The following is a 20544-nucleotide window of genomic DNA, read 5'->3' on the forward strand; positions in this document are numbered from 1 at the left end:
GACGCTCGGTCGGTCCGCGACACGGACCGGAATGAACCATCCGGACGCCCGGCTCGTACTCTGAGGTAGCGGACGAGTTGGCAGGGCGGCCGCGGCCGGGAGCGCTCCTCCCGGTCGAGGAAAGTCCGGACTCCGCAGGGCAGGGTGGTTGCTAACGGCAACCCGGGGTGACCCGCGGGACAGTGCCACAGAAAACAGACCGCCTGGGCCCGGTGCTCAGGTAAGGGTGAAACGGTGGTGTAAGAGACCACCAGCGTCCCGGGTGACCGGGGCGGCTCGGTAAACCCCACCCGGAGCAAGGCCAAGAGGGCGCCCACCAGGGCGCCTGCGCGAGCGACAGGGCGGCCCGTCCTGCTCGCGGGTAGGCCGCTAGAGCCTGTCGGCGACGGCAGGCCCAGATGGATGGCCGCCACCCGAAGTACACCTTCGGGTACAGAATCCGGCTTACATGCCAACTCGTCCGCCCGCTACTCTCCGTATCGGATTCGGTACTGGCGAGGTGGTGAGACAGGTGGGCGACGGCATGTCGCGGCGGGCACCGCGCGGCCCGCTCGCGGGAGGAGGTGCTGCTCCGATCCAGTGGTTTCCGGGCTCCGATGCTGATGGTGGCGGTGTGGTCCGCACTATTGAATGCGGCCTGAGGGTCGTCACAATGCAGTGATGACGAGCAGCTCGAGCGGGCCGACGACTTAACAGAACGGGATCGGAAGGCTACCTTAGGTGACGGAACTGGCGACCCTGACGACCTGGACCGGCAGCGGGGCACGTGCGATGCTCCGCTTGGACACACTCCTCGCACTACGGAGTTCACGATGAGCACCATGACCACCCTGGCCGACGTGGTAGCGCAGGGCAAGGAGATCAGCACCGGCGGGCTGCAGCTGTGGCTGCAGGAGAACGTCGTTCCGTTGCTGCTGCTCGCCGTGGCCGTACTGCTGCTGTGGATCGGCGGAGGGAAGGGCGACAACGCCGGTGTGATGCGCCGGGTGGGCGGCGTGGTGGTCGCGCTGGCCATCATCGGGTTCGCGGTGTCCGGCGCCGGGGTGGACATCGGAGAGTGGCTCTCCGGTCTGTTCACGGGCTAAAGCAGGGATCTGAGTGCGCATACGAACCGACGACGAGGTGTACCGAGTCGACGCGGTGTGGCTCGGGCCGCCCAAGGCTACCTTCCCCTGGCGTGCGCGCTACGTCGCCTGGGGCGTGGGGGCCGTGGTGTTCCTCCTGGTGCTCACGGCCGAACGGCAGCTGGGCATCAAGTTCGGGTTCTTCTCCACGGCGTGGGCAGTCGTCATCACGATCGCGATCACCCGGCTGATCACCTCGCGCATCGGGCACGAGCGCCCGTTGGGATCCGTGCTGGTGATGGCGTTCCGCGAGCTGAACACACCACGGGAGCGGGTGTCCGGGGAAGGCGGCGCGGTCAGCGCGAGCAAGGTGCGGGTGCGTGCCGAGCGCCCGCGCCCGCGGCCCAAGACCGCCCGGCGTCCCGCGGCCCCGGTCTCGCACCGCGGGCCGGTACCCGCGACCCAGTACCACTACCACCGTCAGCAGTCGCACTATCCGCAGTGGGGTCAGCAGCAGATGTGGGCAGGGAGGTAGCGCGTGTTCGGCCGCGGCAAGAGGCAAGGGGGTGACCCCGGGCAGCCGGCGCCACGGCAGCGCTCGGGCGGCAAGTCCGGGCGCAGACATACCGCGCGGCGCAAGAGCAGCCGGCTTCCGGGTGAGGCGCAGATTCCCGCCTACACCCCGTCGATCGCAGCCCGCAGTATCGACGGGCATCTGGTGCGCACGTCGACAGAGATCTATGCCTGGTACCGGCTCGCCCCGCAGCGGTGGTCCTTCCGGTCGGACGCGCAGCGCCGGGACCTGATCGCGGCCATCGCCGGCCAGTACGCCGAACTGCAGGGACGCTGGCTGCACCTGCGCGTCACCACGCGCCCGTACCCGATCCGCATGTGGGCCGAGGCGCACGTGCACAACGCGATCAACCGGCTGCCGGACGTGCCGGGCGCGCTGTCGTTCGACGACTACCTGATCGGCGAGCAGCAGCAGGTGCTCGGTCGCTCGATGGCCGAGAAGGAGGTCTACCTCGGCGTCCAGGTGCAGACCCGCAGCACCGTGGACCGGGTGGTGGAGCGCACCGCGCCGCTGCTGCGCAAGATCCTGCCGGAGGCGGTCGACGCCGAGCTGATCGCGCTCGATTCCGAGATCGAGCACCTGGACCAGATCATCGGCGGCCCAGGGCTGGAAGGTCGGCCGGCCACCGCGGCGGAGATGTCCTGGCTGATGCACCGGTCGTGTGCGCTGGGCTTGCCCGCGCCGCGCAGCATGCCCGCCGTCCCGGGCACCTCGTGGGAGCCGGAGGACCTCGCCTCGTTCACCGATGCGGCGGACTTCTACGCCGAGCCGTATGCGCCGACGCTGACGGTGCGCGGCCGCACCGGGTCCAACGCCGGGGTGAGCAGCCATGTCGTGGTGCTGACCGTCGGGCAGATGCACGGCCTGCAGATCCCGGAGGTGGACGACCCCTGGGTGCAGCACGCCGACCGGCTTCCGGTCCCGGTCGAGTGGTCCGCCCGGATCTACGTGCGCAGGCCGGAGGAGGTCGCAGGCGAGCTCGGCAGGCAGATGAACAAGGTGCGCTCCCAGGTCAAGCACTACACCGAGGAGCACGAGCTGGAGCCGCCGCAGTCGCTGGCCCGCCAGGCGTCCCGGGTGCTGGAGATCGACGACGAGATGACCTCCGGCTTCACCGCGCTGGCCACCAGGGTGTACTCGTGGTGGCGGCTGGCGGTCTCCGGGCAGACCGAGCGGGAGGCGCTGCGGTACGCGCAGCAGCTGCTCGAGCTGTACAAGCCGAAGATCGCGATCGAGCACCCCGAGGCGCAGTACGCGCTGGCCAGGGAGTTCATCCCCGGCGAGCCGATCGCGTCCAGTGCGTACAAGCGGCGCGGCTCGGTGGTGTGGGCCGCCGCCGCGGTGCCCACGGCGACCGCCGAGGTCGGTGACCGGCGCGGCATCCTGCTCGGCGAGACGTGCACGGCCACTCGCCGCCCGGTGGCGTGGGACCCGTGGATGGCCCAGGAGGTCAGGGACGGGTCCGGGTTGACCGCGATGGTGGCCGGCCTGGGTGGCGGGAAGTCGTTCCTCGGCGGCGGCATCGTGTACAAGACGCTGCGGTCCGGGGCGCACTGGACGATCCTGGACCCGTCCGGTCCGTTGTCGGCGCTGTGCGACCTGCCGGAGCTGCGGCCGTTCGCCCGGCCCATCAACCTGCTCAACGCCCAGCCGGGCATCCTCAACCCGTACCGGGTGGTGGCCGAGCCGCAGCTGGAACACTTCATGGACGAGGAGGATCCGGAGCGCGCCTGGCGCCGTGAGTGCGCGCTGGCGGGCGCCACCCGCAGGCGCCTGGTGCTGGACGTGCTGACCGGTGTGCTGCCGTACGAAGTGGCCAGGTTGCCGCAAACGCGCATCGTGCTGCTGCGGGCGGTCCGCGCGGTTGGCGGCCGGTACGACGCCAACCCCGGTCAGGTCATCGACGCGCTGCGCCGGGACGCCAGCGAGCACCACGACCACGCGGTGGTGGTCGCCGACTTCCTCGACGAGCTGCGTGAGCGCATGACGTTGCTGATCCCGGAGTCGGACGACGACGACCCGTACTCCGGTGCGCGGGACGACCGGCTGACGGTGCTGACCATGGCCGGGCTGACGCTGCCGAAGGACGGCGTCGGCCGGGAGCACTGGACCGACGCCGAAGCCCTCGGTGTGGAGATGCTCAATCTGGCGGCCTGGCTCACCCAGCGGTCGGTGTACGAGCGGCCGAAGGAGGAGCGCAAGGGCGTCTGGATCGACGAGGCGTTCTTCCTGTCCGAGGTGCCGACCGGACGGGTCCTGATGAACCGTTTCGCCCGTGACTCCCGTAAGTGGAATGTGCGAGTGCTGCTCAGCTCACAGGTGCCAGCGGACTTCCTGCGCATCCAGGGCTTCGTCTCGCTCCTCGACTCGGTGTTCGTCGGCAGGCTGGACGACGAGGAAGTCCAGGCGGACGCGTTGCGCCTGCTCAAGGTGCCGGTGGGCGTCGGGTACGAGCAAGTGATCGCGGCACTCGGCCGCAGGCCGGGCGCTGCCCGGTCCACCGAACGCGACCGGGAGCCGCGGCAGTTCATCTTCAACGACGGCGCGGGTGGCATCGAGCGCATCCGGGTCGACTTCTCCGGTCCGCATCTTGATCACCTGCGCGCGGCGCTCGACACCACCCCGGGTGCCATGCCCAGGGCGGCTGCGCCCGTGCGCGAGGACCAGCCGCCCGCCGAGCAGGGCACGCAGGCGGCGGCGCAGCAGCCTGCGCCGCCGGTGGCGGACGAGGACTTCGAGCGCGCGGCGGAGCGCGAGCTGGGTCTGTCCGAGGACGCCATCCAGGTCGAGGCCGTGGCGGAGAACGGTGCGGTCCGCGCAGGCCAAGGCGAAGCACGTCCGGAGCAGGCTCACGCGAAGGTCGGCCGGACCGAGTCCGGCGGGCCCGGCAGGGATGCCGCATGACCGGGCTGCTGGTCACGGTGGCGCTGGTCGCCGCCGTTGCCGCAGTCCGGGCGGCGCGCCGCGCCGCCAGGACCGGCACACCCCGCTCGCGTGCGCTGGTGGTGGTGATCGCCATCCTGGCGTTCAACGTCGTGCTGGGCGCGACGCCGGCGATGGCGCAGCAGTGTGGTGAGCCGCCCAACCCGGAGCGTCCCGGCACCGGCATGGTCGGCGCCTTGGACTCGGCCGAAGCGCGAGGGGAGAAGGGCAGCGCCTACCGCGATTACGGCTACGCCGGCATGGTGTGGCACGTCTACCAGACCGATTGCGGGCCGCTGTCCGGCGTCACCGACGCCAACACCACGCTGGACACCTGGGCGGGCAATCAGCTGTTCAACGTCGCCAAGGTCATCGTCGGCGCGACGAACGGCCTGCACTACACGGTGATGGAAGGTGGCCTGTTCGATCCCATCTACAAGGCGATCGAAAAGGGCACCGAGGCGGTCTACAACAACATCTACGTCCAGTTCTTCGGGCTGGCCGCGCTGCTGCTGGCGATCTGGCTGTTCCGGCACATCTGGAACGGCGATCTGGCCACGGTGAGCAAGAAGGCGCTGTTCGCCATCGGGGCAGTGTGGCTGGCGTCGTCGTCGTTCGCACTGTTGTCGTACATCGACGACGTGGACCGGGCCATCGTGCGCACCACCACCGGCATCCAGGCCGGCTTCGTCGACGAGTCCGAGGAGCGTGTGGTGCGGCACGTGCTGCCGACCAACCTGCACCGGGAGATCGTCTACAAGAACTGGCTGCGTGGCGAGTTCGGCAAGGTGGATTCCCGGGAAGCGCGCAAGCACGGCAGGGCCCTGCTGGACGCCCAGGCGTTCACCTGGCGTGAGATGGCGCGTGGCGACGACGGCGACGAGGCGGTCATCCGGCAGAAGAACGCCGAGTTCAAGCGGGTGGCCAACGACCTGGGACCGGCGGCGGGCTACTTCACCGGCGAGGACGGCTCGCGAACCGGGGCGGGCTTCATCGCGCTGCTGCAGAGCATGGCGTACTCGCTGTTCCAGCTGCTGGCGAAGGCCGCGGTGCTGCTGGCGCAGGTGCTGATCCGGTTGCTCACGCTGACCGCGCCGCTGCTCGGCCTGATCGCCATCCTGCACCACGACACGTTGCGCAAAGTCGGCAAGGTGGTCGGCACGGTCGCGTTCAACCTCGTCGTGCTGTCCGTGCTGGCCGGTATCCACGCGCTGCTGCTCAACGCCATCTTCGCGGCCTCGGGAACGCTGTCGATGCTGACCCAGGTGGCCATCGCGGGCATCGTCACCATCCTGATGTTCGTCGTCGGCCGCCCGGTGCGCCGCCTGTGGCAGATGGTGGACGTCACCACGCGGGCCGTGGGCTCCGCGCTGCCCGCATCGCCCGGCCTCCTGTCGCGGTTCCGTCGCAAGCCGGACGGGCCGTCGCCACAGGACGAGTTCTGGCAGAACGTGCGTGCGATGGACGACACCTCGGTCGAGGCGCCGGGAGCGCTGGGCACCGCGACCGCGTCCGGGCGCCGACTGCGGCCGGAAGGCGGTGGCCAGATGATCACCGCGACGGCGCAGCGCCTGGACGGCCGGAAGGCCCTGGCCGCTGCGGGAACCCCGGACGCCGCCAGGATGGCCTTCACCGGGCCGCCCACCGGGGGCAGCGCCCAGCAGGTCCGCGCCGCCTTGCCGCAGGCGCCGCGGCGGCCGGACGTGACCACGGCGTGGGAGCCCCGGATCCCGAGCCAGCCGGTCAGCCGGGGCTATCTCGACGCGGAGCAAGTGGTCGTGCCTTCGCGGATCCTCGGGGCGTCCTCGGCGAACGGCTACCAGCCGGAGGCGCAGGCCCCCCAGGTGGAGCCGCCGCGCAGGCAGGCGCAGCCGTACGTGAGCGCCGCCGCGGCGATGAGCCCGCCGGATCGGCCGGAACCGCGCCGGGTGGATCCCGAACTGGTCAACGGCAAACCCGTCTACGTGCTGTACCGGCCTTCCCGCGGCCTGGAGGTCCGGCAGGCCGTTCGTGACACGGATGCGGTGGTGAGGTGAGGAGATGCCGATCCGCACCAACAGGGGCCGGGCCGCGGTCTACCGGCGCATCTGGGGCGCACCGCTGCGGTCGCCGAAGCACCTGATCGCCACGGTGGTCGTGCTGGTGGCGTTGATCGCGTCGGCAGGCTTTCTGCTGCCCAAGGTGCTGCCGGGCAAGGCCGGCCAGCAGGAGCCCAGGAACACCGCGGGAACGGTCGAACAGACCACCACGACCACGACCCCCAAGGTGACCGAGACCAGGCTCACGGCGTCGCCGTTGACCCCGAAGTCGGCGCCGCCCGCCTCGGAGGCGTTGCTGGCGGCCCGCAAGTGGGCAGAGGCATGGGTCGAACACCCCCGCGGTACCACCAAGGCGAAGTGGCTGGCGCGGCTGCGACCGCTCACCACCGAGGAGTACCTGCCGCAACTGCGCACCGTCGACCTGCGCAACATCCCCGCGACCAAGGTCACCGGCACGGTGCGCCCGGTGCACAGCACCCGCAGCTCGGTTCAGGTTCGCGTGCCCACCGACGGCCCGACGCTGCTGATCACGGTGATCAAGAGGCCGGACGGCTGGCGCGTCAACGAGTACACCGAGGGGGAATGAGACGTGCGCGCCGGCGTCCTGATGGGTGGCTGCCTCGCCGTCTTGTTCGCACTGATCACCAGCGTGGTGATGGTCGTCGACGTGGTGTCGCAGAGCGAGCGGGCCGCCGCCCAGGGCATTGCTCCGGCCAGCTGCGACGCGATGATCGGCCCGACCAATCCCGGCGACCGGCAGGCCGGGGCGGCGGCCGCGAGCAAGCTGGACGACGAGCAGCTGCGCACGGTGCAGCAGATCATCGCCATCGGCAAGGAGCGCGATCTCAGCCCGCGCGCATGGCAGATCGCCATCCAGGCCGGGATGACCGAGTCGGGCCTGCGCAACCTGAACTACGGCGACCGGGACTCGCTCGGCATCTTCCAGATGCGGCCGTCGATGGGCTGGGGCACGCCCGCGCAGGTCACCGACCCCGAGTACGCGATCAACAAGTTCTACAACGTGCTCCAGGGCGTGCCGAACTGGGAGAGCATGCGCCCCGGCGACGCCGCCCAGGCGGTCGAACGGTCGGCCTTCCCGGATCGCTACCACCGGTGGGAGGCGATGGCCGTCTACCTGGTGGAAAACCTCGGCAAGGTCTCTGACGCCAGCGGGTGCGGCCGCGGCACCGGCAACCTGCTGCCGCCCAACCCGAGGGCGGCCAAGGCGATCGAGTTCGCGCTCTCCCAGCGCGGCAAGCCGTACGTGTGGGGTGCCACCGGACCGAACGCCTACGACTGCTCCGGGCTGATGCTGCGCGCCTACGAGGCGGCCGGCATCACCCTGCCGCGTGTGTCCCGTGATCAGTACAAGGCGGGCGCGATGCTCCCGATCGAGCGAGCCAAACCGGGCGACCTGGTGTTCTGGGCCTACGACAAGTCGAACCCCGCCACCATTCACCACGTGGCGATGTACCTGGGCAACGGGCGGATCGTCGAGGCACAGCAGAGCGGTGTCCCGGTGCACACCAGGAAAATCGACTTCAACGAGCCCGAGTTGCTGCCTGTCGCGGTGCGGCCCGGGGTATAACGACAGCAAGAGCAAAGCGCACCGACACGACGACGAGGCGGCTGACCATGGCGAAACTCTTCGGCAAGCGCGGCAAGGCCCGCCGCGGCAAGCCACAGTCGCAGCCGTTCGATCCGCGCAGCTCGTACGCCATTGCCCCGCTGCCGCGGCCATCCGGCCCGCCCGCGTCGAGCACCCCGCTGGCCGATCAGCTCAGCTTGGGCGGGCCCGGCGTGACCGAGGACTACATCGTCCTTCCGCGTGCCCTGGCCGAGCAGATGCCGCTGCCCTGGCAGCACCAGGCCGCCGCCGTGCTGGCGCAGTTCCAGCACATGCACCAGCACCTCGACTGGCCCCGCTACCGGGTGTTGCCGTCCCGGGAGGAGCTGCTGGTCAACCTGGACGAGGAACAGCTCGCCGAGGCCGGATACCTGGTGGAGATGGACAGCAACGGCGACCTGGTCTACCGGGAGCGCAACGGTCGCAAGGTGGAGAACCCGGAACAGACCTGGGTGCTGGTCACCTGTCTGGACCCGATCCAGTCGCGCCGCGCGCACCCGGCCGCCGAGGCCGGGCCTGCCGCGATGAACGTCGGCCCCGAGCCGGTGTGGGAGCCGGTCCCGAACAAGGCCCACCACGAACCACCGCCGTCGTTCGCGCCCGCCGGTCAGGACCAGCCGAAGCGGGGCCCCGCCCAGCACGATCAGGCGGCCCCGTCGCGCGGCAATCCGCCGTCGGGGGCATCGGCGCGGTCCGGACGGCCTGCGGAGGACAGCGCCGCGTCCACCGGGCCGAACGGGGTGCCCGGCGGTCCGGGGACGCCACCCGGCGGCGTCCCGGCGGCCCCACCGGGTGTCGCAGCCCCTAACACCCCACCGGGCGGATTCGCTCCGCACACCCCGCCGGGTGGCTTTGCGCCGAACACTCCGCCCGGCGGCGTGAACGGGCTGGTGGTGCCCGCACCCCAGACTCCACCCGGAGGCATACCGTTCGAGTTCGGACCGACCGGTGAGCCGACCGAGCGGCCGTACCGGCCGGACCGGTGATCGTCGCCGCGAGGACCAGCGTCATGCCGCGACGATGGCTAAGGTGGTCGGCAAAGGGCCCGGACGAGGAGCGCGCCATGACCAACGACGACCCTGATCCCGACCGCGGCTGGTACTACAACACCCGCACCGGTCAGGTCGAGCACCTCAAGCGGTCCCGGTCGATCGACCTGCTCGGGCCGTACCCGGACGAGGAGACGGCGCGCCGGGCGCTGGAGATCGCCCGCAGGCGCACCGAGGAAGCCGACCGGGCCGATCGGGAGTGGGACGGCGACTAGTGGCTGGTACGGACTTCTCGGCCATCCGCGAGGAGTTCGACCTGCCCGCACGGTTCTCCGCCGCGGCGCTGACCGAGGCCGAGGAGGCCGCCCGAGCCGCCCACCGGCCCGGGCCGGAGCCGCTCGCCGACGCCACGGATCTGCCGCTGGTGACCATCGACCCGCCCGGCGCCAAGGACCTCGATCAAGCGCTCGCCGTGCAGCGGCGGCGGAGCGGATTCCGCGTGCACTACGCGATCGCCGACCTGGCGGCGTTCGTCCGGCCGGAAGGCGCGCTCGACCAGGAGGCAGGCACCCGCGGGCAGACGGTCTACCTGCCGGACGGTTCGGTGCCCCTGCACCCGCCATCGTTGTCCGAGTCGGCGGCCAGCCTGTTGCCCGGCGAAGTCCGCCGGGCCGTGCTGTGGACGATCGACACCGACGCCCACGGTCAGCCGGTCGACGTCGACGTACGCCGCGCTCTGGTCCGGTCCACCGCGCAGTACGACTACGAAACGGTGGAACGCGCCTTCGCCACCGACTCGGCTCCTGAACCTGTGCGCGCGCTCGCCGAGCTCGGGCCGCTGCGCCGCGAACTGGCCGTGCAGCGCGGAGCGATCGAGCTGCAGCTGCCGGAGCAAGAGGTCGTCCCGGACGGCAACGGCAGCTGGTCGATCACGCTGCGCCCACGCGGGGACGTCGACGCGTGGAACGCGGAGATCTCGCTGATGACCGGCATGTGCGCGGCGCAGATCATGCTCGAGGCCGGGGTCGGCATTTTGCGCACTCTGCCGGACGCCGAGCCGGAGGCGGTGCGCTGGTTGCAGCGTTCCGCCCAGGCGCTGGGAATTCCGTGGCCGGACGGCGCGGACACGGCGAAGATGCTGGCCAGCCTGGACCCGGACCGGCCGGAATCGCTCGCCCTGTTCTCCGACACCACCCGGCTGCTGCGCGGTGCCGACTACACCGCGTTCGACGGCACGCCCCCTGCCGAAGACGGCCACGCCGGCATCGGCGGACCGTACGCGCACGTCACAGCCCCGATCCGGCGCCTGGTCGACCGATACGGCACGGAGATCTGCCTGGCGGTGAACGCCGGGCGGGAGGTGCCGGAGTGGGTCAAGGCCGCGCTGCCCAGGCTGCCCGAGGTGATGTCGGCCTCGGACACGCTGGCCGGGCGGGTGGAACGAGCCTGCATCGACCTGGCCGAGGTCTGGCTGCTCGCGCCGCGCGTGGGGGAGACGTTCGAGGCGGTGGTGCTGCGGGTCGACGGCAACCACGGGTCGGACGACGACAAGGCCCGGGGTGCGGAACCGGGCGGCGGCGACCACGAGCCGCGCAAGGGCAAGGCGGAGATCCTGCTGGACGATCCGCCGGTGCTGGCGAAGTGCCCGGCGACCGGGATGACGGAAGGGCAGCGCGTGGCTGTCCGGTTGGTCGATGTCGACGTCGACCGGCGCACGGTGAGTTTCGAAAGGGCTTGACGCCGATGATCGACGATCTGGGTGAGGAAGTCCGGTTGCGCAAGACGCCGGAGCGGGTGGTCTCCCTGGTGCCGTGCCTGACCGAGGCGCTGGAAGCCAGCAGGCCGGGGCTGCTGGTCGGGGTGACGGACTACTGCACGCACCCCGCCGATCTGCCGGTGGAGAGGGTGGGCGGCTCGAAGTACCCCGACGTCGAGCGCGTCCGCGCGATCCGGCCCGACCTGGTGCTGGCCAACTCGGAGGAGAACCGGCCGGAGGACGTCGGCCGCTTGCGGGCGGACGGCATCCCGGTGTGGGTGATGGAGGCACCGGCGACGGTGCCCGCGGCACTCGGATCGCTGCGCAGGTTGCTCACCCAGGCGTTCGGGCTGGCCGAGCCCGACTGGCTGGTACAGGCCGAGGAGCTGTGGGCCGAGGTGCCGCCGGTGGAACGGACGGTGATCGTGCCGGTGTGGCGGAAACCGTGGGTGGTGCTCGGCCGGGACACCTTCGGCGGTGACGTGCTGCGCCGGCTCGGCTTCGCACACGCCTACGCGGACCACCGCGAGCGTTACCCCCGGCCGAAGCTCGAGGAGCTGCGCGGGCGGTTCCAGGCGGGCGAGGCGAGCCTGCTGGTGCTGCCGGACGAACCGTGGAAGTTCACCCACGAGGACGGACCCGATGCCTTCCCCGGTGTGCCGTACGCGCTGGTCAGTGGCCGTCACCTCACCTGGTACGGGCCGTCGCTGCTGGAAGCGCACGAAGCGCTGAACCGCGCGCTGCGCGGGTGATCGATTCCGGATGTGACTCTGGTCCCATGGTGGGTGCGCGGGGGCCGCAGCGGTGCCACGCTGAACGGGCAACAACCCCGCGACGACGCGGCGGACGCCGGCCGACCACTCCGGTGGCGGCCAGGCGGTGAAGCGGCGTCGGCGCATTTCGGTCACGACCCGGGGACCCGACAAGGGCCTCGAGGAAGGACGGATGTCATGCCCGCGAACACCTCGACAACTGCCGCGGTGCCGAACCGGGCCGAGGAGCCCGCGCCGTACGGCACCGGATCTTCGTCCACCGGCACCAGCACGCTGCCGAAACGGATCCGCATCCACCACCTGCGCGAGTTCAAGGAGCGCGGTGAACCGTGGCCGATGCTGACCGCGTACGACATGTACACCGCCCAGATCTTCGACGAGGCGGGCATTCCGGTACTCCTGGTCGGCGACTCGGCAGCCAACAACGTCTACGGGCACGCCACTTCGCTCCCGGTCACGGTGGACGAGCTGATCCCGCTGGTACGCGCGGTCAGCGGAGCCGTCAAGCGCGCGCTGGTGGTGGCCGACTTCCCGTTCGGCTCCTACGAGCAGAGCCCGCAGCAGGCCGTGGCCACCGGCGTGCGCTTCATGAAGGAAGGCCTGGCGCACGCGGTGAAGCTGGAGGGCGGCCGGGCGATCGCCCCGCAGGTGAAGGCGCTGGTCACGGCAGGCATCCCGGTCATGGCGCACATCGGTTTCACGCCGCAGTCGGAACACGCGCTGGGCGGTTACCGGGTGCAGGGCCGGGACAAGGCCGGTGAGGAGCTGCTCGCCGACGCCAAGGCGCTGGAGGAAGCAGGCGCGTTCGCCGTGGTGATGGAGATGGTCACCGCCGAGGTGGCCAAGAAGATCACCCACGAGCTGACGATCCCCACCATCGGCATCGGCGCGGGTGCGCACTGCGACGCGCAGGTGCTGGTGTGGCAGGACATGGCCGGTCTCCGGCGCGGCAGGGTGCCGCGGTTCGTCAAGAGGTACGCCGACGTGGCGGGCGTGCTGACCGAAGCGGCGAAGGCATTCGCCGAGGACGTGCGGAGCGGGAACTTCCCCGGTCCCGAGCACGAGTTCCACTGACAGACCCGCCGCCCGGGCCGCTGCGGCTGGTGTGCGCGGCCCGGGCGCGTGCTCCAATCGCCCGGCGGCTGCTGGTGCCGGCTCCGGCGTGAATCCGCCGCGGCGGGAACTCGCGCCAGTGACGCGGTGCCCGCTGTGGCGTGCATCCGGGCTCGTGATGCTCGCCGCCGGTCCGAGCCCGGCTAGTGGTGCTCGCGCCAGCGGTTGGTGATCGGCAGCCTGCGGTCCCGGCCGAACGCCTTGAAGGTGATCTTGGTGCCGGGCGGGTACTGGCGGCGCTTGTACTCGGCGATGTCGACCATGCGCACCACGCGGTCGATGACGGCGGGGTCGAACCCGGCCGCGACCAAGTCGGCGTAGCCGCGGTCGCCTTCCACGTAGTCGTCCAGGATGTCGTCCAGCAGCGGGTAGTCGGGGAGCGAATCGGTGTCCAGCTGACCGGGCCGCAACTCGGCCGACGGCGGTTTGGTGATGGAGTTCTCCGGGATCGGCGGTGTCTCGCCGCGCCGTTCCGCTTCGGCGTTGCGCCAGCGGGCCAGCTGCCAGACGTGCGTCTTGAAGACGTCCTTGATCGGCGCGAAAGCGCCGACCGCGTCGCCGTACATGGTCGAGTAGCCGACGGCGATCTCCGTCTTGTTGCCGGTGGCCAGCACGAGGTGGCCTTCGGCGTTCGACAGCGCCATCAACAGCACGCCGCGGACCCGAGCCTGCACGTTCTCCTCGGCCAGCCCGTGCAGGCCGAGGGTCTCCACGTAGGTGGCCACCATGTCGTTGATCGGCTGGACCCGGAACCCGCAGCCCAGCCGCTTGGCCAGCTCCTCGGCGTCGGCCAGGGAGTGCGCCGACGAGTACTTCGACGGCATGGCCACACCGTGCACGTTGTCCGGCCCCAGCGCGTCGACGGCCAGTGCGGCGCACACGGCGGAGTCGATGCCGCCGGAGAATCCGAAGATGACCGAGGAGAAGCCGTTCTTGCGCACGTAGTCGCGCAGGCCGAGGACCAGCGCCGACCACACCTCGGCCTCGTCCGACAGCGGCGGTGCCTGCGGATTGGCCAGCTTCCGGTACGGCGGGAGCGGATCGGGCACCAGCACCTTGCGTTCCACCCGCAGCCCGGCGAACGTTCCGCTGCGGTGCCCGGATCCGGTGGGGAGGTCGAGGTCGGCCACCACGACCTTGCTGACGAACTGCTCGGCACTGGCCACCACGTCGCCGGACGGGTCCACGACGAACGAGCCGCCGTCGAACACCAGATCGTCCTGACCGCCCACCTGGTTGCAGTAGACCAGGGGCGCGCCCGCCTCCGCCGCCCGCCGCGCGGCCAGCTCCAGCCGCACGTCGTCCTTCTTCCGCTCGTAGGGCGAGGCGTTGGGCGCGACGACCAGGTCCACCCCGGCAGCGCCGAGCGCGGCGATCGGGCCGCCGTCCTGCCACAGGTCTTCGCAGATCACCATGCCGATGTCGACACCGTGGAACCGCAGGACGGTCAGCTCGTCGCCCGGCTTGAACCAGCGGTGTTCGTCGAAGACACCGTAGTTCGGCAGGTGGTGCTTGAACTGCCTGGCGACCACCTCACCACGCCACAGCGCCGCTACCGCGTTGCGTGGCCCGCCCTCGTCGTCCAGATATCCGACGACGGTGAGGACGTCGCCGCAGCCCTCCGCGGCGAGCCGAGCAGCCAGGTCGGGCAGCGCGTCGCGGGAAGCTGAGGTGAACGTCTGCCGGAGTGCGAGATCTTCCACCGGGTAGCCGGTCAGCACCATCTCCGAGCAGACGACGACATGCGCGCCCGCGGCCGCCGCTTCCCGGGTGGCGTCGACGATCAGATCGGCGTTGCCGGCCAGGTCGCCGACGGTGGGATTGAGCTGAGCAAGAGCGATCCGCAGTGCAGGCACGTCGCCATTCTTTCGCACCTGGGGTGCGACGTGCAGATACCTGTTTCGTGCTGTGCCTCACCAGCGGGTGCACCGGACGGCGTGGTGTCGCACGCCAGCTCGGCTCACCAACGCTTCTTGCGAAGCAGTCCGCGCACCTTCTTCAACGCCTGCTCGGCGTCGGAGTCGAACGGGTTGTCGTGCACCAGGTACGTCCACGTCGACGTCGGGCGGCGGACGCCGACGGCGGCGACGTCCAGCTCGCCGTCCACCACCTCGGCGTCCTGGAACGTCTCCGCCAGGCGTTCCTTCGCGGTCGGGATGATCTTGTGGTACTCGGGGATGGCGGCCCGGTGGAACTCGTCGATCGGCGTCTCCTTGCCCAGCGCGCGCAGGTGGATCGACTCACGCACGTCGGCCAGGAACGCCAGGTGGTCCGACCACAGCTGGTCGAGGTGGAACAGCAGCACCTCGCGCGCCATGCGCCGGGCCTTGTCCTCGCCCAGCTTCTCGACGACGTCGTCGTAGTGCTTGCTTGCCTCGGACTCCTCCGACTGCAGGTACTCCGCGGCGACGTCGGTGGTGAGCACCTTCTCGCGGAACTCCAGCAGGTCGCTGCGTTGCCGTTCGATGAGCCGGGTGTAGCGCCAGGTGTTGCGGTGGATCTCCAGGTTGGCGCCCTCCATCACCCGCTGCGCGTGATCGATGTGGCGCTTGGCTGCCGGGTGGCTGATCTCGCCGTCGTCGTCCGGCACCAGGCCGTCCGGCACGTCCGGGGCGCCGGAGACGACCAGGTCGTCGTTGAGGCTGGCGAAGAAGATCGAACCGCCCGGGTCGCCCTGCCGCCCGGCCCGCCCGCGCAGCTGGTCGTCCAGCCGGGACGACGGATACCGCGCGGTACCGATGACGTACAGCCCGCCGAGCTCGACCACTTCCGCGCGCTCCTCCGGCGTGCCGTTGCTGCCGCCCAGCTTGATGTCGGTGCCCCGGCCGGCCATCTGGGTCGAGACGGTGATCGCGCCCTTCTTGCCTGCCTCGGCGATGATCTCGGCTTCCTCGGCGTCGTTGCGCGCGTTGAGCACGGTGCACTCCAGCCCCGCCTTGCGCAGCTTCTCCGCCAGCTCCTCGGACTCGGCCACGTCCTGCGTACCGACCAGGATGGGCCTGCCCTCGGCGTGCACCCGCTTGATCTCGGCGACGATCGCGCGCAGCTTGCTCGACGGGGAATCGAAGATCCGGTCGTCCTCGTCGACCCGGACGACCGGGGCGTTCGGCGGGATGACCGCGACCTCCAGCCGGTAGAACTCGCGCAACGTCTCGGCGACCGCCACCGCGGTCCCCGTCATGCCGGCCACCGTGGGATAGCTGCCGACCAGCGCCTGCACGGTGATGGAATCCAGCACCTCCCCGCGGTCGGACGGCGGCAGCTGCTCCTTCACCTCGACCGCGGCCTGCAATCCGTCCGGCCAGCGCTGCAGCTCGGCGACCCGCCCGCGGGACGCGTTGATCAGCTGCACCTTGCCGTCCCGGACGATGTAGTCGACGTCCCTGGTCAGCAGCGCGTGCGCGTGCAGCGCCACGTTCACCGCGGCCAGCCGCTCGGAACCCTCCTCGTCGTAGAGGTTGATGCCGCCGAGCGCCTTCTCCACCACGGACGCACCGGCCGGGGTGAGCCATGCGTTGCGGCCGTCCGGGTCGGTCTCGTAGTGCAGGCCGGGCCGGAGACGGCGGACGATCTTGGCCACTTCCTCGTCGGCGTCGTTGGCGTCCACCGAGCCGGCCATCACCAGCGGCACGCGTGCCTCGTCCACCAGCACCGAGTCCGCCTCGTCGACGATGGCCACGTCCGCTTTGGCCATCACCCGCTGCTCGACGTCGGTCACCAAGCGGTCGCGCAGCACGTCGAACCCGATCTCGGAGACCGCGCCGTAGGTGACGTCGCAGTGGTAGGCATTGCGCCGCTCTTCGTGAGTGCGCGACGGTTCCACCCAGCCGACCGTCACGCCGAGCAGCTCGAACACCGGCCGCATCCATTCGGCGTCACGACGGGCCAAGTAGTCGTTGACGGAAATGACGTGTACCCGCTTGCCCCGCAGCGCATAGCCGCTGGCGGCCAAGGCGCCCACCAGCGTCTTGCCCTCACCGGTGGCCATCTCCACCACGTGGCCGGTCAGCAGGCCCATGACCCCGAGCAACTGCACGTCGAAAGCGCGTTCGCCGAGCGCGCGCCTGCCCGCCTCCCTGCCGAGTGCGCAGATCTCGATCAGCTGCTCGTTGCTGAACGAATCGGAGGGCTCCCCGTCACGCAGCTTGCCCGCCCTGGCGGTCAGCTCGTCGTCGCTCAGCGCGCGCACCTCGTCCTCGCGCTGCTCGATCTGCGGCAGCAGCTTCTCGTACTTGGCCAGCGAGACGCTGGCCGGCCGCTCGATCAACCGGCGCAACACCTGCCCGATCCGCTTCGTCACCGGTGTTCGCGCGAGCGCCATCGACCTCTCCGTACTTCGTTCGCTGTCCGACGTCTCAGCGGAGACCCGCGACGGGGTTGCCGCCCTGCGAGCTCCAACGACGCATTCTTCCACCGGGTTCCCCACCGTGCGGGGTTCGCGGACCGTTTGGTGGCACGATCTACCCGTGCGACCACGAATTCGCGCGATCGTCTTGATCGCTGCGCTGGTGTCCGTGCCGAGCCTGGCGGCCTGTACCGGCGACGAGCAGGGGCAGCGGCCGACGCCGGCTCCGGTGACGCCGAAGCCGCTGGCGGACGGACCGGCCGAGCTGCGCGGCTTCTACGGGCAGCAGGTCCGGTGGGGACCGTGTGACGGTTACGCCTCGACGGACCTCGGCGAACGGGTGCTGCGCGTGGCCAACGGGCTGCAGTGCACGCGGCTGAAGGTTCCGCTGGACTACGACGAGCCCGACGGGCCCACGGTCGACGTCGCTCTGCTGCGCCAACCCGCACGGGGTCCGGGCAAGCGCATCGGTTCGTTGCTCGTCAACCCGGGCGGCCCCGGCGCCTCCGGGGTGGAGGCGGCCGCCGCGCTGACCCTGTCTCCCGCCATGAAGGAACTCGCCGCCCGGTTCGACATCGTCGGGTTCGATCCCCGCGGCGTCGGAGCCAGCCGTCCGCAGGTGAAGTGCTACACCCCCGCCGAGCGGGACGCCGACCGAGCGGACGACGTCGAGGTCGCCGGGACCAAGGCGGCGGCTGCAGCGGCCGAGCGGCAAGCACGGGCTTTCGCGCGCAAGTGCGCGCAGCGCACGAAGTACGGGAAGCAATTCCTGCAGACGCTGGGCAGCAAGGACGTCGCGCGGGACATGGACGTCATGCGCTCGGCTCTGGGCGACGCGAAGCTGACGTACCTGGGCTACTCGTACGGCACCCGGATCGGCTACACCTACGCCGAGCAGTTCCCGGACAAGGTCCGGGCGATGGTGTTGGATGGCGCGCTGGATCCCACGCAGGACGTGGTGGATTCGCTGGTCAAGCAGGGCGCCGGCTTCGGCAGAGCGTTCACCGAGTTCGCCCGGTGGTGTGTCGAGCGGCCGGACTGTGCGCTCGGGCGGTCGGCACCCCACGCGGTGCGCGCCTACCAGAAGCTGGTGCGCCCGCTGATCGATCACAAGATCGACCTGGCGGACGGCCGGAAGCTCTCCTTCGAGGACGCGACCACGGGCACCATCTACGCGCTCTACACCGAGTCGAGGTGGGAAGACCTCAACGCCGCGCTCAACGAGCTGAAGCGCAACCGGGGTGAGCAACTGATCGCGCTCGCCGACGAGTACTTGGACCGCGAGGACGACGGGACGTACGCCAACACGCAGGACGTGCTGGTGGCGGTGCGTTGTGTCGACGACCGCAGGGAGACCGACAGGGCGAAGCGGGCCGAGGCCGAACGGCGATACCTCAAGGTCGCGCCGTTCCTCGACCCGGGCCGGCCTTCCGTGACTTACCGGGACGTGTGCGCGTTCTGGCCGGTCGAACCCACGGCCAAGCCCCACCTGCCGGACGTGGAGGGCTTGCCGCCGGTCCTGGTCATCTCGACGACCGGGGATCCGGCGACGCCGTACCAGGCCGGGGTGCAACTGGCCAAGGCGCTCGGCGGCAGGCTGCTGACGTTCGAGGGCAGGCAGCACACGGTGTTCGGGCAAGGGGTGCGGTGCGTGGACGACGCCGGTGTGGCGTACCTCATCGAAGGCGAGCTCCCGCCGCAGGGCCTGCGCTGCAAGAACGGATAACGACGGGTAAACACTGGGCACGCCGGAGCACGTGTGCTGTCGCGGCGCGCGAAGCCGGGCTACGCTCGCGCCATGGATCGCCAGCAAGAGTTCGTGCTGCGTACGCTCGAAGAGCGCGACATTCGGTTCGTTCGGTTGTGGTTCACCGACGTGCTCGGTTTCCTCAAGTCCGTCGCGGTGGCCCCGGCCGAGCTGGAGGGCGCGTTCAGCGAAGGCATCGGCTTCGACGGGTCCGCCATCGAGGGTTTCGCCCGGGTGTACGAGTCGGACATGGTGGCCAAGCCGGATCCGTCCACGTTCGTGGTGCTGCCGTGGGAGACGCCGGAGGGCGGTGCGTACTCCGCGCGCATGTTCTGCGACATCGCGATGCCGGACGGGTCACCGTCGTGGGCCGATCCGCGGCACGTGCTGCGCAGGCAGCTGGCCAAGGCGAGCGAAGCGGGCTTCACCTGCTACGTCCACCCCGAGATCGAGTTCTTCCTGCTGGAGGACCTGCCGGAGGACGGCACCCCGCCCCGGCCCGCGGACAACGGCGGCTACTTCGACCAGGCGTCGCACGCCACGGCCACCCACTTCCGGCGGCACGCGATCGAGACGCTGGAGGCCATGGGCATCTCGGTGGAGTTCAGCCACCACGAGGTCGCACCCGGGCAGCAGGAGATCGACCTGCGCTACGCCGATGCGCTGACGATGGCCGACAACGTGATGACGTTCCGCTACGTCATCAAGGAGGTCGCGCTGCGCCAGGGGGTGCGGGCGACCTTCATGCCGAAGCCGTTCACCGACCAGCCGGGTTCGGGCATGCACACGCACATCAGCCTGTTCGAGGGCGACCGGAACGCGTTCTTCGACCCGGAGGACCCGGACGAGCTGTCCGACATCGGCAAGAAGTTCGTGGCCGGGTTGCTCACCCACGCCAGGGAGATCTCGGCGGTGACCAACCAGTGGGTCAACTCCTACAAGCGCTTGACCGCGGGCGGGGAAGCACCCACCACGGTGTCCTGGGGGCGGGCGAACCGCTCGGCCTTGGTGCGCGTGCCGATGTACTCGCCGGGCAAGGCGTCGTCGCGGCGCGTCGAGGTACGCACGCTGGACTCGGCTTGCAACCCGTACCTGGCGTACTCGGTGATCATCGCCGCCGGCCTGCGCGGCATCGAGAAGGGCTACGAGCTGCCGCCGCCCGCGGAGGACGACATCTGGCAGCTGACCGAGGCAGAGCGGCGGGCGGCCGGGTACGAGCAACTGCCGCAGAACCTGGGCGAGGCGCTGGCCGAGATGGATCGCTCGGAGCTGCTGCCGGAGGTCCTGGGCGAGCACGTCTACGACTTCTTCCTGCGGAACAAGCGGCAAGAGTGGGACAACTACCGCCGCGAGGTGACGCCGTACGAACTGCGGACGCTGCTGCCGATGCTGTAGCCCGGGCCGTTCGGCGGGGCGGGGGCTCCGATTGGCTCCGGTACCTGTTGCGAAGGGCGTCGAAGCGCTCGCCGGGGCAAGCCGCCGCGCCGGACGGCGAGTGTGATCAGCAGGACAGGTCCCGCCGTCGCCCGCCGATCGCGGCCCTAAGCCGGGGACCGAGCCGCGATCATGGCTCTGACCTGCGGTTTCGCCAAAAG

The 20544-nt window shown here is 70.5% G+C and carries 15 protein-coding genes and 1 other RNA gene; 14 read left to right on the forward strand and 2 right to left on the reverse strand.

Features of this window, described 5'->3' with window-relative positions; all coding sequences use genetic code 11:
• Positions 1-73 precede the first annotated feature (73 nt).
• From rnpB to panB, 12 genes are all read left to right on the forward strand, one after another.
• An RNA gene (gene rnpB / locus YWY_RS23465) (RNase P RNA component class A) lies at positions 74-463 on the forward strand.
• 349 nt (positions 464-812) lie between these two features.
• Positions 813-1085, forward strand: a complete 273-nt coding sequence (locus YWY_RS0119270; protein ID WP_028848959.1) for a hypothetical protein — start codon at positions 813-815, stop codon at positions 1083-1085.
• A 13-nt stretch (positions 1086-1098) separates the two neighbouring features.
• Positions 1099-1599: a hypothetical protein gene (locus YWY_RS22945; protein ID WP_084609367.1), complete on the forward strand. Its 501-nt coding sequence runs from the start codon at positions 1099-1101 to the stop codon at positions 1597-1599.
• Positions 1600-1602: 3 nt separating this feature from the next.
• Positions 1603-4542 carry an ATP-binding protein gene (locus tag YWY_RS0119280; protein ID WP_028848960.1) on the forward strand — a complete coding sequence of 980 codons (2940 nt, stop codon included), beginning with the start codon at positions 1603-1605 and terminating at the stop codon, positions 4540-4542.
• Complete coding sequence (locus YWY_RS0119285; protein ID WP_028848961.1) at positions 4539-6596, forward strand: hypothetical protein; 2058 nt, start codon at positions 4539-4541, stop codon at positions 6594-6596. The genes YWY_RS0119280 and YWY_RS0119285 overlap by 4 nt, the downstream gene beginning before the upstream one ends.
• Positions 6597-6600: 4 nt before the next feature.
• Complete coding sequence (locus tag YWY_RS0119290; protein WP_028848962.1) at positions 6601-7185, forward strand: hypothetical protein; 585 nt, start codon at positions 6601-6603, stop codon at positions 7183-7185.
• Between the two features lie 3 nt (positions 7186-7188).
• The gene (locus YWY_RS0119295) at positions 7189-8187 is read left to right on the forward strand and encodes a C40 family peptidase (protein WP_028848963.1); all 999 of its coding nucleotides are present in this window, start codon (positions 7189-7191) and stop codon (positions 8185-8187) included.
• A gap of 47 nt (positions 8188-8234) precedes the next feature.
• Positions 8235-9212, forward strand: coding sequence for a hypothetical protein (locus YWY_RS0119300; RefSeq protein ID WP_028848964.1), 978 nt, complete (start codon positions 8235-8237; stop codon positions 9210-9212).
• Positions 9213-9289: 77 nt separating this feature from the next.
• Positions 9290-9490, forward strand: a complete 201-nt coding sequence (locus YWY_RS0119305; RefSeq protein ID WP_028848965.1) for a hypothetical protein — start codon at positions 9290-9292, stop codon at positions 9488-9490.
• Complete coding sequence (locus YWY_RS0119310) at positions 9490-10953, forward strand: RNB domain-containing ribonuclease (protein WP_245566737.1); 1464 nt, start codon at positions 9490-9492, stop codon at positions 10951-10953. The genes YWY_RS0119305 and YWY_RS0119310 overlap by 1 nt, the downstream gene beginning before the upstream one ends.
• Positions 10954-10958: 5 nt before the next feature.
• Positions 10959-11723, forward strand: a complete 765-nt coding sequence (locus YWY_RS0119315; protein WP_028848967.1) for a helical backbone metal receptor — start codon at positions 10959-10961, stop codon at positions 11721-11723.
• A 198-nt stretch (positions 11724-11921) separates the two neighbouring features.
• Complete coding sequence (gene panB, locus YWY_RS0119320; protein WP_051310432.1) at positions 11922-12818, forward strand: 3-methyl-2-oxobutanoate hydroxymethyltransferase; 897 nt, start codon at positions 11922-11924, stop codon at positions 12816-12818.
• A gap of 182 nt (positions 12819-13000) precedes the next feature.
• On the opposite strand, the gene YWY_RS0119325 is transcribed toward panB, so the two are convergent.
• On the reverse strand, positions 13001-14713 hold the full coding sequence (locus YWY_RS0119325; RefSeq protein ID WP_028848969.1) for an NAD+ synthase: 1713 nt from the start codon (positions 14711-14713) through the stop codon (positions 13001-13003).
• Between the two features lie 104 nt (positions 14714-14817).
• Positions 14818-17178, reverse strand: coding sequence for an accessory Sec system translocase SecA2 (gene secA2, locus YWY_RS0119330; protein ID WP_038045561.1), 2361 nt, complete (start codon positions 17176-17178; stop codon positions 14818-14820).
• A 145-nt stretch (positions 17179-17323) separates the two neighbouring features.
• Between secA2 and YWY_RS0119335 the strand changes: the two genes are divergently transcribed.
• Complete coding sequence (locus YWY_RS0119335; RefSeq protein ID WP_245566738.1) at positions 17324-18928, forward strand: alpha/beta hydrolase; 1605 nt, start codon at positions 17324-17326, stop codon at positions 18926-18928.
• Positions 18929-19000: 72 nt separating this feature from the next.
• Positions 19001-20344 (forward strand): glutamine synthetase family protein, encoded by a 1344-nt coding sequence (locus YWY_RS0119340; protein ID WP_028848972.1) that lies wholly within the window; start codon positions 19001-19003, stop codon positions 20342-20344.
• Positions 20345-20544 lie beyond the last annotated feature (200 nt).

Origin of the sequence: Thermocrispum agreste DSM 44070 (assembly GCF_000427905.1) — a bacterium.
GTDB classification, from domain to species: domain Bacteria; phylum Actinomycetota; class Actinomycetes; order Mycobacteriales; family Pseudonocardiaceae; genus Thermocrispum; species Thermocrispum agreste.